At 63.2% G+C, this 14822-nt stretch carries 14 protein-coding genes; 2 read left to right on the top strand and 12 right to left on the bottom strand.

Annotated features, from left to right (window positions below):
• Positions 1 to 22: 22 nt before the first annotated feature.
• From J2R99_RS05695 to J2R99_RS05705, 3 genes are all read right to left on the bottom strand, one after another.
• Positions 23 to 688 carry an O-methyltransferase gene (locus J2R99_RS05695; RefSeq protein ID WP_307153490.1) on the bottom strand — a complete coding sequence of 222 codons (666 nt, stop codon included), beginning with the start codon at positions 686 to 688 and terminating at the stop codon, positions 23 to 25.
• A 79-nt stretch (positions 689 to 767) separates the two neighbouring features.
• Entirely contained in the window at positions 768 to 1661 is an 894-nt protein-coding gene (locus J2R99_RS05700) for a methylated-DNA--[protein]-cysteine S-methyltransferase (RefSeq protein ID WP_370872272.1), read from the bottom strand.
• Positions 1662 to 1735: 74 nt separating this feature from the next.
• Positions 1736 to 2269, bottom strand: coding sequence for a DUF2244 domain-containing protein (locus tag J2R99_RS05705; RefSeq protein ID WP_307153491.1), 534 nt, complete (start codon positions 2267 to 2269; stop codon positions 1736 to 1738).
• Between the two features lie 22 nt (positions 2270 to 2291).
• Here J2R99_RS05705 and nth point away from each other — a divergent pair, with 22 nt between their 5' ends.
• A complete protein-coding gene (gene nth, locus J2R99_RS05710; protein ID WP_307153492.1) occupies positions 2292 to 3011 on the top strand; it encodes an endonuclease III in 720 nt (239 codons plus the stop codon).
• 51 nt (positions 3012 to 3062) lie between these two features.
• On the opposite strand, the gene cysK is transcribed toward nth, so the two are convergent.
• The 7 genes from cysK to dut form a co-directional block, all read right to left on the bottom strand.
• Entirely contained in the window at positions 3063 to 4055 is a 993-nt protein-coding gene (gene cysK / locus J2R99_RS05715) for a cysteine synthase A (RefSeq protein ID WP_307153493.1), read from the bottom strand.
• A 206-nt stretch (positions 4056 to 4261) separates the two neighbouring features.
• A complete protein-coding gene (locus tag J2R99_RS05720; protein WP_307153494.1) occupies positions 4262 to 4720 on the bottom strand; it encodes a hypothetical protein in 459 nt (152 codons plus the stop codon).
• Positions 4721 to 4863: 143 nt separating this feature from the next.
• Positions 4864 to 6189, bottom strand: a complete 1326-nt coding sequence (locus J2R99_RS05725) for an alpha-amylase family glycosyl hydrolase (RefSeq protein ID WP_307153495.1) — start codon at positions 6187 to 6189, stop codon at positions 4864 to 4866.
• 182 nt (positions 6190 to 6371) lie between these two features.
• Positions 6372 to 7394, bottom strand: a complete 1023-nt coding sequence (proX, locus tag J2R99_RS05730; protein WP_307153496.1) for a glycine betaine/L-proline ABC transporter substrate-binding protein ProX — start codon at positions 7392 to 7394, stop codon at positions 6372 to 6374.
• Between the two features lie 77 nt (positions 7395 to 7471).
• Entirely contained in the window at positions 7472 to 8671 is a 1200-nt protein-coding gene (gene proW, locus J2R99_RS05735) for a glycine betaine/L-proline ABC transporter permease ProW (RefSeq protein WP_307153497.1), read from the bottom strand.
• The gene (proV, locus tag J2R99_RS05740) at positions 8664 to 9869 is read right to left on the bottom strand and encodes a glycine betaine/L-proline ABC transporter ATP-binding protein ProV (protein WP_307153498.1); all 1206 of its coding nucleotides are present in this window, start codon (positions 9867 to 9869) and stop codon (positions 8664 to 8666) included. Before proV ends, proW begins: the two co-directional genes overlap by 8 nt.
• A gap of 235 nt (positions 9870 to 10104) precedes the next feature.
• Positions 10105 to 10578, bottom strand: a complete 474-nt coding sequence (gene dut, locus J2R99_RS05745; protein ID WP_307153499.1) for a dUTP diphosphatase — start codon at positions 10576 to 10578, stop codon at positions 10105 to 10107.
• 202 nt (positions 10579 to 10780) lie between these two features.
• Here dut and J2R99_RS05750 point away from each other — a divergent pair, with 202 nt between their 5' ends.
• On the top strand, positions 10781 to 11671 hold the full coding sequence (locus tag J2R99_RS05750) for an MBL fold metallo-hydrolase (RefSeq protein ID WP_307153500.1): 891 nt from the start codon (positions 10781 to 10783) through the stop codon (positions 11669 to 11671).
• A gap of 44 nt (positions 11672 to 11715) precedes the next feature.
• On the opposite strand, the gene J2R99_RS05755 is transcribed toward J2R99_RS05750, so the two are convergent.
• Positions 11716 to 13347, bottom strand: a complete 1632-nt coding sequence (locus tag J2R99_RS05755) for an alpha-D-glucose phosphate-specific phosphoglucomutase (protein ID WP_307153501.1) — start codon at positions 13345 to 13347, stop codon at positions 11716 to 11718.
• Positions 13337 to 14821 carry a glycogen synthase GlgA gene (gene glgA / locus J2R99_RS05760; RefSeq protein WP_307153502.1) on the bottom strand — a complete coding sequence of 495 codons (1485 nt, stop codon included), beginning with the start codon at positions 14819 to 14821 and terminating at the stop codon, positions 13337 to 13339. The genes J2R99_RS05755 and glgA overlap by 11 nt, the downstream gene beginning before the upstream one ends.
• Position 14822 lies beyond the last annotated feature (1 nt).

Raw genomic sequence — 14822 nt, forward strand, 5'->3', positions numbered from 1 at the left:
CCCCAGCCTAAGCGCCAGTTCATCATGTGACGATGGCGAGAACAAAGCCATCCCATCCCTTGGCGCCAACAGTCTGGATCGCGGTGGCGGAAAGGCGCGGCTCGCCGCCGATCATCTCCAGGAAGCGGCGCGTGCCGACGACACCCGGCTGCGCGGATTGCGGGTCCGTGACCTGCCCGTCGCGCACGACATTGTCGCCGAAGATGACGGTGCCAGACCGCGAAAGCTTCAACGCCCATTCCAGATAGGCCGGGTTGTTCGGCTTATCGGCGTCGATGAAGATGAAATCGAAGGGGCCGTCTCCCTCCTCGACGAGGTGAGGCAGGGTCTCAAGCGCTGGGGCGACGCGGATTTCGACCTTCTCCGCAAGCCCGGCACGAGCGATGTTGGCGCGCGCCACCGCGGCATGCTCTTCCGCAGCTTCGAGGCTCACCAGGCGGCCATCGTCGGGCAGAGCGCGGGCGAGCCAGATGGTCGAATAGCCGCCGAGCGTGCCGATTTCCAGAATGCGCTTCGCGCCCGCCATTCGGGCGAGAAGGTGAAGGAGCTTGCCCTGTGCCGGGGACACATCGATCGCCGGCAAACCGGCCGCCTCGTTGGCTGAGAGCGCCGCCTGCAGCCTCTCGTCGGACCCCACGACGGTCGCTTCGAGATAGGTGTCGACCACCTGCCATTCCTTTGTCGTCATCGTTATCTCCCGCTCGGCGGGCAGACTATGCTGGCGGCCGGCGGCAAGGTCCAGACCGAGCGAGGCCTTGCGGGCGGCTTCAATCCTTCGTGAGGAGCCCGGATTCCCAGCCGAGCATGGCGCGTTTTCGGGTGATGCCCCAGTGATAGCCGGTGAGCGCGCCCTTCGCCCCGACGACACGATGACAGGGCACGACGAAAGAGATCGGATTGCGACCGACCGCGGCCCCGACGGCGCGAGCCGCCTTCGGGCGTTCAAGCTTCTTAGCCAGCGCGCCATAGCTCGTCGCCGTGCCGACGGGAATATCGAGAAGGCTTTCCCACACGCGCACCTCGAAGTCGGAACCGATGAAGACCACCCGCAGGGGCTCCTCCGCACGCCAGGCGGAGGGCTCGAAGACGCGCTCGGCATACCGCGCCGTCGCCTCCGGGGCATGGCGATAGCGGGCTTGCGGAAAACGCCCCATCATTTCGGCAAGCGTCGCCTCTTCCTCGCCCGGATCGGCGAATGCGAGACCTGCCAGACCGTAATCCGTCACCAAAAGCAGGGCGTTGCCGAAGGGCGAGGCGTGGAAGCCGTAAGCCATCTCCAGCCCCTCCCCGCGGTTCTTATAGGCGCCGGGCGTCATCGCATGGTGGGTGACGAAGAGATCATGCAGACGCCCGGGCCCGGAAAGGCCGAGCTCGTAGCTCGTGTCGAGAAGATTGGCGGATTGATCGAGAAGCCGCTTGGCGTGATCGAGGGTGACGGCCTGCAAAAACCCCTTCGGCGACAGACCGCACCAGCGCGTGAAGAGCTTGTGCAGGCGCGTCGGGCTCATGCCGACCTCGGCTGCGATCTCCTCCAGTTCCGGCTGGTCGCGGTAATTCCTGCTGAGATAGGCGATCACCGCGCAAACGATTGCGTAATCGGTCTCGGAATTCGTCGGTTCGCGGCTCGTCATGGAAGAAGCAAGGGGGCTGTGCATGGTCATAGCGGTCCTCCAGGCTGCAAGATGACCGCGCTTCGGCGTCGCGGCCACCCGTTTCTTGCGCCTCGGCGGAGGACCTAGCCCGCCTCCATCATGGTCTCGGCAAGGGCAGGCGGCCGCCTTGCGGCATGAAGCGCGTCACGCAGCGCATCCGCAAGGCTCGCCCGGTCGTCGGGGTTGAGGAATTCGCCGATCGTCACATTTTCGCCCCGACTGACGAGGTGAAGGCGCACAACGCCTTCGTCTTCGAGCTCGCGCACCTCCAGCCGGCTCCAATAAGGATCGAGCCTGAGCTCTCGCGCCCGCCCGTTCGGGGCGACCTTGCGGATGAGGAGATCTCTGCGGCTGACGGTCACGTCCTCGAAGGCACGGCCGGAGCGGTAACTGAGCGCGAAGGCGCCCCACAGGATCACGAAGTCCAGACCGAAAAAAGCGCCGATCGGCCAGGCTCCAACGCGCCAGAACAACAGGCCGGACAGGAAACAGGTGGCGCCGAAGACGGCCATAACCGCAACGAAGCCCCGCGGCCCGAGCGAACGGTGCGGCGTCAAAGTGACCGAAAAGATCTCCGCGTCGCCGGACGTGGCGACAGGCGCGTTGCTCTCATTCATTTGGAATGATTATAGGGAGAAGATGGGCAAAAACACGAGTGTCAAAAGGAAGAAAGCGGCGCCTGCCGGCTCCCTCCTATCCAAAGACGAAATCATCACTCTGTTCTCGCGGCTGAAGGCGGAGCGGCCGGAACCGACGAGCGAGCTGGTGCACGTCGATCCCTATACGCTGCTCGTCGCCGTGGTTTTGTCGGCGCAGGCGACAGATGCCGGGGTCAACAAGGCCACCAAGGAGCTCTTCCGCGTCGCCCCGACGCCAGACAAAATGGTGGCGCTCGGCGAGGAGGCCGTGCGCGAGCACATCAAGACAATCGGGCTTTACCGCAACAAGGCGAAGAACGTCGTGGCGCTGTCACAGCAGCTCATCGACGAATATCAGGGCGAGGTGCCGCCGAGCCGCGAAGCCTTGGAAAAGCTGCCGGGCGTCGGGCGCAAGACCGCCAATGTCGTCATGAACGTCGCTTTCGGCGAAAAGACCATCGCCGTCGACACACATATTTTCCGGGTTTCCAACCGAACGGGGCTTGCTCCCGGCAAAGATCCGCTCGCCGTCGAACTGATGCTGGAAAAGGTGGTGCCTGACGATTTCAAGCTGCACGCCCATCATTGGCTGATCCTGCACGGGCGCTATGTGTGCGTCGCCCGAAAGCCGAAATGCCCCGATTGCATCATCGCCGATCTCTGCCGCTACGAGGCAAAGACGGAGCCGGCCGTGCGTGCGGTGCCGACCGATCCGGCATAAAAACCGGCCGCAGGAGCCGCGGCCGGTCGCATCATCAGAAGTTCAATTCGCTCAGCCGCCCAGGCCTTCGAAGAGCGGCGTCGACAGATAACGCTCGGCGAAGGACGGGATGATCACCACGATGTTCTTGCCGGCAAATTCCGGACGCTGGCCGAGCTTGACCGCAGCCGACAAGGCCGCGCCTGAGGAAATGCCGACCGGCACGCCTTCAAGCTGCGCCACGAGGCGGGCATATTCGAAAGCCTCGTCGTTGGTCGCCGGAATGATCTCGTCGTAAACTGAAGTGTCGAGGACCTTCGGGGCAAAGCCCGCGCCGATCCCTTGAATCTTATGCGGGCCGGGATTGCCGCCGGCGAGAACCGGGCTGTCGGCCGGCTCAACCGCCACGATGCGGATATCGGGCTTGCGTTCCTTCAGCACCTGACCGGCGCCGGTGATGGTGCCGCCCGTGCCAATGCCGGCAACGAGAGCATCGATCGCGCCACCCGTATCGTTCCAGATCTCCTCAGCCGTCGTCTTGCGGTGGATCTCCGGATTGGCCGGATTGTCGAACTGCTGCGGCATGACGGAATTCGGCGTCTGCTCGAGAAGCTCCTCCGCCTTGGCGATGGCGCCCTTCATGCCCTTCGGGCCTTCGGTGAGGACGAGCTCGGCGCCCAAGAGTGCCACCATCTTGCGCCGCTCGATGGACATCGTCTCGGGCATGACGAGGATCAGCTTGTAGCCCTTGGCAGCGGCCGCGAAGGCGAGCGCGATGCCGGTGTTGCCGGATGTCGGCTCAATCAGCGTGGTCTCGCCGGGCGTTGCCTTGCCGTCGCGCTCCAGCGCTTCCAGCATGGCCACGCCGATGCGGTCCTTGACCGAGGCGATCGGGTTGAAGAATTCGAGCTTCGCCAGAAGATTGGCCTGAACGCCCTTCTCCTTGGCAAGCTTGTCGAGGCGTACGATCGGCGTGTCGCCAATGGTCTCGGTAATTGAATTGTAGATGCGGCCACGGCCCGGCTTATGGGCAGTTACGTCGCGCTGAAGCGCCTGATCGTTCATGGCGTCCTCCGTCGGAAATTTCGGAAATCTCTAAGCCAACAACCTAGGCCCCGCCGCTGTTCCCCGCGAGGTGCAGCTCCGCGATTCCTGCGCCGGGAAAAGAACGGGATTTCAGAAACACGGCCGCGCGGAGCACCAGATTTCATTTTGCTCAAAACGCACGGCGGGCCCGGCTTCCATGCCCGCCGATGCGCCGCGACGGTGATTTATCGGCGGCGACGTTCGATCATATCGGTGGCAAGCGCGGTCGCGACGCCGAAGATCACGTGCATGCCGAATCGCTTACCGGCCTGCCCCTCCGGCGCGCGAAAGCGGCCATGGGCGATCCCAACGGCATGGCCGAGGCCGGCCGAGGTCACGACATGCAGGAGCGCGCCGAAACCCGCCCCGAGCAGCGCTGGCGAAACGGTCGGAAAGCGCTCACGCACAACCGAATAGGCCTGACCGAAGCCGGCGGCCGCAAGGAGATGATTGCCCTGCGCCGAGGCCCAGACGCGCGCATCATGCCGGCGCGAGAGAGCTTGTGAAGGCCGATCGAAGAGCGCCTCCTCTTCGTCCGACAGGGCGATATCCGCAAGCCCGCTCTGACGGCCAGCCGCAATCACGGCGGTCACGATCGCGCCGCCGATGAGGCCGCCCAACATGGCATTGATCGTGCTGGTCAAGGCCTGCTCCTTATGTTCCGCCTCATGGTTGTCCATACCAACTGCCGGGCGGGCAAAAGGATGCGCACGCACTCACGGGCCACGCGCTCAAGGGCAAGGAACGACCCGGCCCCGCGCCGTCATCTCGCGGGTTACGCGCCCCTTCAGCAACCAAATACCGCAAAGCGATGCGCCGGCACCACGGCGACACGCTCCTCGCCTTCCCCTTCGAGCATCGCTTCACCGGCAAGCCGCTCCCGCGCGGCCGGCACCGGCAGACGGGCCGGCGCGTCTTGCAGATTGAGGGCGATGAGGAGCTTTTCTCCCTCGGCAGCGCTCTCATAAACGAGCGCCTCGTTTTCGAGGTGGTGCACCGACACGTGCGCGCCGTGCAGCCAGGCATGACGACGACGGAGGCCGATCAGTTCCTGATGCAGGCGGAAGATCGGCGCGCCAAGGTCTGAAAGCTCGCCGGGGCTGTCGGGAAACGCCGGGCGGATCGCATCATCGCCGCCGATCCTGTCTTCCTTGATGCCGCGGAACGCCTGCTCGTCACCGTAATAGACGACGGGTGTGCCAGGCAGGGTGAAGAGAAGCACTACGGCATGCGGCAGATGACGTTCATCGCTGAGCTTGGAAGCAATGCGCGTCACATCGTGATTGCCGAGGAAGGTGACCGGCACGAAATCGTCCAAGAGCGCATCGTTGCGCTTCAAAGCCCATGCGAGTTCGAAGAAATTGCGGTCGTTGAGAGCGCTCCATAAGGCCTTCCACAATTCGTACTGGGTCAGCGAGTCAAAGCCGGATTCCTTGACGATTGCGGGATAATCGCCGTGGATGACCTCGCCGAAGATGAAAGCGTTCGGGTGCTTTTGACAAAGTCCGGGCAGAATCTTCGTCCAGAAGGCCGGCGGCACGGCGTAAGCGGCATCGAGGCGCCAGCCATCAGCGCCACGCGCCAGCCAGTAATCCATGACCGAGCCGACATAATCCGCCACGGCTGGCTCGTCGTGATTGAGCGCGACAAGCTGATCGTGGCCTTCGAAATCGGCGTATTGAGGCACCGTGCCCGGCTCCCAGCCGTGCGGCCAGGTCAGGCGAAACCACGACGCCTTGTCAGCATGCGGACCGCGGTCGATCACCTCGCGGAAAAAGGGATGGTCGCGTCCAACATGGTTGAACACCCCGTCGAGGATGACCTTGAGGCCGCGGGCATGCGCTTCCCGGACGAGGCGATCGAAGTCGTCATCGTCGCCGAGGCGGCGATCGATCGTGAAATAGTCGAGCGTGTCGTAGCCGTGAGTGGCGGACTGAAAGATCGGCCCCAGCGCGAGCGCCGAGGCGCCAAGCTCAACGGCATAGTCGAGGTAATTCTCCAGACGCAGGAGGCGGTGCGCCACCGGCGCGGCGCGATCATTCTCCACCTCCGCTCCCGCAAAACCCAGCGGATAAACATGCCAGGCAATGGCGTGCCTCACCCAATCGACCATGCTTCGCCCCCTTTCGCTTCAGCCTTCGTCGCGCCACCGCAAAGAGCGCGGTGCCGAGATTTGACCACCCCGCAGGGCCGAAAGAACACGGAGGCGGGCAAAGAAAAAGGCCGGCTCGCTGTGAGCCGACCTTCCAGAATGCCCGGACGCGGCCGCGTGGCCGCATCCTTTGAAGCGATTGCTTACTCAGCCGCGGCGCGCGCCTGATCCAGCCACTCGTTCCACTCTTTCTGATGGCCCTTGATCCAGGCATCGGCGTGACGTGAGATGTCTTCCTCAGAATCCTCACCATCGCGCATCAGAAGGTTTTCAGCCGAGATGTCGTTGGCCGAAATCTTCATGAGGGAGAAGAGCTTCGCAGCCGCCGGATTGGCTTCCGCAAATTCCAGGTTGGCAGCGATTTTCTGCTCATTGGCCTGGAAGCCGTAGTTGGAGCCGTCCGGCAGCGAGGTGTCGACGTCCTTGCGCTCGCCCGGAAGCGAGGAGAACGGCACGTTCAGCCAGACAACATCCTTGCCCGGAACGAGCACGCCCGACACCCAGTAAGGCGTCCAGGTGTAGTACAGAACCGACTCACCCTGCTTGTAGCGGGTGATCGTGTCGGCGATGATCGCGGAATAGGAGCCCTGATTGTGGGTGACCGTGTCGCGCAGATCGAAGGCGTCGAGCTGATGCTCGATCACCTTCTCGCAGCCCCAGCCGGGGGTGCAGCCGGTCAGATCGGCCTTGCCGTCGCCGTCATGGTCGAAGAGCTTGGCAATCTCCGGATCCTTGAGTTGGCCGAGATTGGTGATGTTGTGCTCTTCGGCGGTCTTCTTGTCGATCAGATAGCCCTGGAGCGCACCCGGCGAGTAGACGCCTTCGCGGTAGATCTTATCCTTGCCGCCGGCTTCCTCGTAGAAGTCCTTGTGCAGCGGATCCCAGCTGTCGGCCATGAAAGTGCCGTCGCCATTGGCGAGCGCCACATAGGCCGTCGCATATTCCAGCTCCTTGATCGGCTTCACGTCGTAGCCCAGCTCTTCGAGCGCCTTGTTGACGAGAACGGTCTGGAAGGTCTCCTCCGCGATGGAGGATTTGAGCGGAATCACTTCCACGCCTTCGCCCGGCTTGTCCTGGGCGAGCGCAGAGCCTGCGGCGAGCGCGGCCGTGAGGCCGGCAGCAGCCGCAAGCCCGCGCAAGGCTTTCGGTGTCATCGGGTAGTTCATGATGTGATCTCCCTTCGGGGTTTTCATAATGGCCGCAAAGCGGCCGTTTCTGCAGGTCCGGCTGGGTGCCGCCAGACCTACGCTTCTCTGGGCTCGGCCTGAGCCTCTTTCGAGGCTGACCCTCGCCCGATGAGGCGGCGCACCAGCCCGATCGGGCCGGTGTCGTACCAGGCAACATTGCCCCGGTCGCGCTTGGTGATACCAAGCGACTGTGTCATCCGGTCGATGATGATGGCCAAAAGCACGATGCCGATACCGCCCACGGTGGCAAGGCCCATATCGAGCCGGCCGATGCCGCGCAGAACCATCTGACCAAGGCCGCCGACGGCGATCATCGAAGCGATCACCACCATGGACAGGCCCAGCATCAGCGTCTGGTTCACGCCGGCCATGATCGTCGGCATGGCGATCGGAAGCTGCACCTTGTAGAGGAGCTGCCGCTTCGATGCGCCGAAGCTCTTGGCCGCCTCAATGAGGTCGCCCGGAACCTGACGGATGCCAAGGTTGGTGAGACGGATCAGAGGCGGCAGTGCGAAGATGATGGTCACGATGACGCCCGGCACGTTGCCGATACCGAAAAGCATCACGATCGGCACAAGATACACGAAGGCCGGCGTCGTCTGCATCGCATCGAGGATCGGACGGATGATCTGCGCAGCGCGGTCGTTGCGCGCCAGCCAGATGCCTGTCGGCAACCCGATCAGAATGCAGAAGAAGACGGACGTGAAGACCAGCGCCAGCGTCACCATGCTCTGATCCCAGGCACCGATTGCGCCGATGAAGGTCAGAGCGATCACCGCACCGATACCCAGACGCGGACCTGCCGCCTGCCAGGCGAGCAGACCGAGCAGAAGGATCATCACGACCGCCGGCACGCCGAGAAGCGCAATTTGAATGGCCGAGAGAACCCAGTCGATCGGCAGGCGAACGGCCTGGAAGATCGGGCGGAAGTTGGCGACCACCCAGTCGAGGAGGTGCTCGACCCAACCTTCGATCGGGATGATCGCCCGGTCGAACGGATGCATGATATCGAAATGGTGCTGCTGCGGCGGCGCCGCCTGGGTCAACCAATCCGGCGTCGATGATCCCGCACCGGCCGGAACGCCGGCATCAGTCCCGCTGCTCGCGCCCCAGGGATTGGCGGAACCGGAAGCCGCATCAGCCGCGCCGGAGGCGGCTCCATCTGAAGTCTGTGCGACAGCGTCCGCGCCGGAAGAGGCCGCGCTGTCCGTGCCGCTTTGGGCCGACGAAGCCCATGGATTGCTGGTGTCAGGCATCTTGCGCGGTCTCCCTGTCCAAGGCTTGCAAAAGCAGCGCCCTTGAGACGACGCCGAGATAGCGCCCATCGTCATCGACAACCGGCAGGCCGCAGGGCGCGGCCGCAACGGCACCGATAATCTCTCCGATCCGCGTATCCGCCTTCAGAGGCTCGATGCCGGGCAGGAAGGCATGCCGCAGCTCGGGCTTTCCAGACTTCACCTGCTCTTCCAGCGAGGCCGCAGAAACCACCCCGTGGAAATGCTTGCGCCGGTCGAGGACGTAGGCGTAGTCGCGGTCGGCCTTGCCGATGCGCTGCAGAATGCTGCGGATCTGGCCGTCTCGCTCCACCGTGGTGACCTGTTCGCGCACCGCCACATCACCGGCGGTGAGGACGTTCGACACGTTCACACCGCGGAAGAAGGAGGCGACATAGTCATCCGCAGGATTGTTCAAGATCTCGTCAGGTGTACCGACCTGAACGACGCGACCGCCTTCCATGATCGCGATGCGATCACCGATGCGCATGGCTTCGTCGAGATCGTGAGAGATGAAGATCACGGTGCGCTGCTGTTCTTCCTGCAACGTCACCAGCTCGTCCTGCATCTCCGTGCGGATCAACGGATCGAGCGCAGAAAACGCTTCGTCCATCAAAAGGATAGAAGGATCGTTGGCGAGCGCGCGCGCCAGTCCGACGCGCTGCTGCATGCCACCGGAAAGCTCGTTGGGATAACTGTCACCGCGCGCCTCGAGCCCGACCTGCGCGAGTGCGGCACGCGCACGTTCCTCACGCTGTGCGGCTGGCACGCCGTCAAGCTCCAAGCCGAATGCCGCGTTCTGTACCACACTCAGATGTGGCATCAGCGCGAAGGATTGGAACACCATGCTGATGTGTTTGCGACGGAAATGCATCAGCTCCTTTTCGGACATAGCCGCAATATCGGAGCCATTGACGATAATCTCGCCAGCGGAAGGGTCGATCAGCCGGTTCAACATGCGCACGAGCGTCGATTTGCCGGAGCCGGAAAGCCCCATCACGACAAAAATCTCGCCCTCGTGAACCGTAAAACTGGCGTCACAGACGCCGACCGTCATCCCCGTCTTCTCATAAATCCCGTCTTTATCGAGTCCCTCGCGGTGGAGGGAGATCGCCTTAGCGGGGTCGTCGCCGAAAACCTTAAAAAGATTTTTGACAACAAGCGTCTCGCTTTCGCTCAAGTCGCTTGGTCCTTTGCGATTTCAACTAAAAGAGGATTGGGTAGCAGGACAGGTATGGCCGAGGGGCTGGTGAGTCAACAGTTGGCCGCCATCTTTCCGCCCCAAAGACGGCAAGATCGGCAGTTTTGCGGGGTTGAATGTCGATTCGACAGCAAAACCAAAAATTGTATGCCAGAAAAAAGATTTCGCGCTGCGAAACACAGGCGCATCGGCTACTCGCACCGATCCGCCGTGGTCAGCCGGTCGAGCCGAAACCGCCGTCACCTCGTTCACTGACGCCCGAAAACTCCGCCACTTCCTGCAAGCGGGGCGTCAGCACCGGCACGAAAAGCATCTGCGCGATCCGTTCTCCGGGTTCGATCAGGATTGCGTCACCGGCGGCGTTCCGGTTCCAGGCGCTGATCATGATCGGCCCGTGATAGTCCGCGTCGATCAGCCCCACGCCATTGCCGAGGACGAGGCCCCTTTTGTGCCCGGCTCCGGAACGCGGCAGGATCAGCGCCGCGATATTGGGGTTGGCGATGGAAAGAGCAAACCCCGCCGGAATAAGCACCGCGGGCGCTCCGGCATCGAGCGCAAGAGGCGCGTCGAGACAGGCCCTGAGGTCGACGCCTGCCGCCATCGCGGAATGCGCAAGCGGCAATCCCCAATCCCTGAGACGCTCATCCAGGATCTTGATTTCAACGCGGGGCGACGCATCGACGCTCATCGACAATCTTCCTCTCAGGGTTCGGATAACGTGCCGGCGCATCGGGCGGCATCGGCCGGCCGCGGAGCATGCCGATCACCACGGCGCTTCAGAGCGGCCTTGCAGGAAGGGCGTGGGCGGTCAAGGGAGAGCACAGCGGAAGCTCACAATTGCATTTATTTGAATGTGATCCATGTGGAGGGCGTCAGGAAAAAAAGAGGATATGATGAGTCATTCAGCCAAGCCTGCCGTCACCGGCTTTTTCGATGAGCGGACGTTCTCCGTGCAGTATGTGGTTGCAGATCCCGCCACGAAGCGCTGCGCGATCATCGACCCGGTGCTCGACTACGATGAGAAATCCGGGGCGACGGCCACCTTCAACGCCGACAAGATCCTCGCCTTCATCGAACGGGAAGGGCTCGCCCCGGAATGGATCCTGGACACGCATCCGCATGCCGACCATCTGTCGGCCGCCCATTACCTGCATGGAAAGACCGGTGCTCCACGCGCCATCGGGGCTCATGTCACCGACGTCCAGGAACTTTGGAAGGGCCTCTACAATTGGCCAGATTTTCCGGCTGACGGACGCCAATGGGACCGGCTCTTCGCCGATGGCGATGATCTCCGCATCGGCGAGATCGAAGGCCGCGTCATGTTCTCGCCCGGCCATACGCTTGCCTCCGTCACCTATGTGATCGGCGATGCAGCCTTCGTCCACGACACCTTGTTTCAGCCCGATTTCGGGACGGCACGGGCGGACTTTCCCGGCGCCGACGCAGCCACGCTTTGGACCTCGATCCAGGAGATTCTAAAGCTTCCCGATGAAACGCGTCTTTTCACCGGCCATGATTACATGCCGGACGGGCGCGAGCCGCAATGGGAATCGACGGTCGGCGAACAGAAGGCGAGAAACAAGCACCTTCAGCAAGCCAAAACGCAGGCCGCCTATGTCGAGCTCCGCAACAAACGCGACAAAAGCCTGCCAATGCCGAAGCTGATCCTGCATGCGCTGCAGATCAACATGAACGGCGGATCTCTGCCGGAGCCGGAAGGAAACGGCCGGCGCTATCTCAAGATTCCCCTCAACACCCTCGAAGGCGCGGCCTGGGAGTAGGTCTCAAGGGCCGCGCTTTTGTCTTCAAAAGGCTGCTCGACCGCTCAGGTGATCACGTCCGGCGCGGTGCGACCGGTGTGTTTTTCGATGCCGGCCACCTCGCCTGCCGCCGCAATGATCTCGGCGAGCGCCTGCTGCGGCTCCAGGGCGTGATCGCCGCCTGCCGGCTCGAAGCGCTCCAGATAGACGCGCAAGGTCGCGCCCTCCGTGCCGGTGCCCGACAGGCGGAAGACGGCGCGACCGCCGCCTTCGAAGAGGATGCGGATTCCCTGATGCTCGGCGAGAGAGCCATCGATCGGGTCGTGATAGGCAAATTCGTCGGCCCCTTCGATGGTGAGCGCGCCGGCTTTCTCGCCCGGCAGGGAAGCGAGACGCGCCGTCAGCTCCGACATCAGCGTTTCCGCACGCTCCGTCTCGATCGCTTCATAGTCGTGGCGGGTGTAATAATTGCGCCCGAAGCGCGCCCAATGCTCGCGCACGATCTCGGGGATCGACTGACGGCGGACGGCGAGGATGTTGAGCCACAGAAGCACGGCCCACAGGCCGTCCTTCTCGCGCACATGGTCAGAACCCGCCCCGGCGCTTTCTTCGCCGCACATGGTGATCTTTCCGGCATCCAGAAGATTGCCGAAGAATTTCCAGCCGGTCGGCGTCTCGTAGAGGGAAATGCCGAGCTCCTCTGCCACCCGGTCGAGGGCACGGCTCGTCGGCATGGAGCGCGCCACGCCGGCAAGGCCGCGCTCGTAGCCCGGTGCAAGATGCGCATTGGCGGCGAGAACTGCGATAGAATCGGACGGGGAGACCGGCAGGCCGGGACCGAGCACGAGATTGCGGTCGCCATCGCCATCGGAGGCGGCGCCCATATCGGGCGCCTCAGGTGCGGCCATGAGGTCGAAAAGCGCCTTGGCGTGGACGGGGTTCGGATCGGGATGCAACCCGCCGAAATCCGGCAGCGGCTCGCCATTTCGCACCGTGCCCACCGCAGCACCAAGGCGGCCTTCCAGGATCGCCTTCGCATAGGGGCCGGTCGCGGCATGCATCGCGTCGTAGGCGAGACGAAAGCCGGAGTCGAAGAGCCCAGAGATCGCGTCGAAATCGAAGAGCTCTTCCATGAGCGCTGCATAATCTGTGACCGGATCGATCACTTCGACCACGAAGCCGTCATGCTCGACCGTCGCCACGTCGGAGAGGTCGATCTCATCGAGCTCGGCAATCCTGTAAGAGGAGAGCGTCTGCGTCGCCTTATAGATCGCGGAGGTGACGTTCTCGGGGGCCGGACCGCCATTGGCGAGATTATATTTGAGACCGAAATCGCCGTGCTCGCCGCCCGGATTGTGGCTGGCGGAGAAGATGAAGCCACCCGTCGCCTGACGCTTGCGGATGACGCAGGAGGCGGCTGGCGTCGACAGAAGCCCGTTCTGGCCGATGATGAGATGCTTTGCGCCTGCGGCGGCAAGCATGCGCACGAGCGTCTTGATCGCCTGACGATTGCCGAAGCGGCCGTCACCGCCGATCACCATCGTGGCGCCTTCGACGCCGCCGATGCCCTCTATGATCGCGGCGATGTAGTTTTCCAGATAGCCGGGCTCCAGAAAGGTCGCCGTCTTCTTCCTGAGGCCGGAGGTGCCGGGCTTCTGTCCGGCGATCGGCTTCGTCGACACGGTCTCAATGTTCACCTTGTCTCTCTCCCATCTTCTTCTGGCGCGCTTCCTTGAGCATGCGCCGGTAGAGGTTTCTGTATAGCCGGGCCGAGGCGGACCAGCCGAAATCGGATTGCATCGCGGCACGCCGGGCGGCACGCCAGCCTTTTCGGTCGGCCCACAGATCGAAGGCGCGGTCGAGCGTATGGCGCAGCCTTTCGGGGGTCACAGGGGCAAACTGGAAGCCGGTTGCCGTTCCCGCCTGCACCGCGGCGGCATTGGCATCGATGATTGTGTCGGCAAGCCCGCCGGTGCGTGAAACGATCGGCAAGGTGCCGTAGCGCAGGCCGTAAAGCTGAGTCAGGCCGCAGGGCTCGTAGCGGGAGGGGATGACGATCGCATCCGCTCCCGCCTGCAGGAGATGCGACAGCGGCTCATTGTAACCGATGACGGTGGCGACCCGTCCGGGATTGTTGAAAGCCGCCTCGCGGAAACCCGCTTCCAGATGCGCCTCGCCACTGCCCAGCACCGCGAGCTGTCCTCCGCGCCACAAGAGCTGCGGCAGGTTTTCCAGAAGGAGATCCATACCCTTTTGCTGAGTCAGGCGACTGACGACGCACAAAAGCGGGGCGTTCGGATCGTTTTCAAGGCCGAGACGCTCCTGTAGCACCTGCTTGTTGCGCGCCTTGCCGGCCGGTTTTTCAACCGAATAGGGCGCCGCGATCAACGGATCGCTCGCCGGATCCCAGACGCCCGCATCGATGCCGTTCAAGATCCCGCACATATCGGCCTGGCGGTGACGGATGAGGCCGTCGAGGCCCCAGCCGAATTCGGGGCTTTCAAGCTCGCGGGCATAGGTCGGGCTCACCGTCGACACCTTGCTCGACATGGCGATGCCCGCCTTCAGGAAGGAGATCTGACCCCAAAATTCCGTCAGGTCGCGGTGAAAATAGCGCCCCGGCAGGCCGAGGCGCGTGATCTCGGCCGCGGGAAAGACGCCTTGGAAGGCGATGTTGTGAATCGTGAAAAGGGTCGGCAGATCGATCTCATCCGCAGAGAGATAGGCCGGCACGAGGCCGGCCTGCCAATCATGGATGTGCAAAAGCTGCGGCCGCCATCGGCCGACGCCATGGCCGGCGATATCGGCGGCAACGCGCGACAAGGCGGCAAAGCGCAGATGATTGTCCGGCCAGTCGTGCCCATTGGGCCCGACATAGGGATTGCCGACGCGGGCAAAGAAGGCCGGCACGTCGAGCGCCCAGACCTTGAGGCCTTCCTCCGTCGTCGCGGCAAGAAGGCGGCCTTCCTGACCAAGGACTCTTCCACCCGGCAACGGAAGCGCCTCTGCCTCCCTCAGCCTTTCGCAAACTTCCGGATAAGCCGGCAGCAGAACGCGGGCATCGACCCCTTCGCCGGCAAGCGCGAGCGGCAGGGCGCCGATGACGTCGGCGAGCCCCCCGGTCTTGACCAGCGGATAGCATTCGGAGGCGACGAAAAGAACCTTGTTCACG

The organism is Rhodopseudomonas julia (assembly GCF_030813515.1).
Taxonomy (GTDB): Bacteria; Pseudomonadota; Alphaproteobacteria; order Rhizobiales; family Afifellaceae; genus Afifella; species Afifella julia.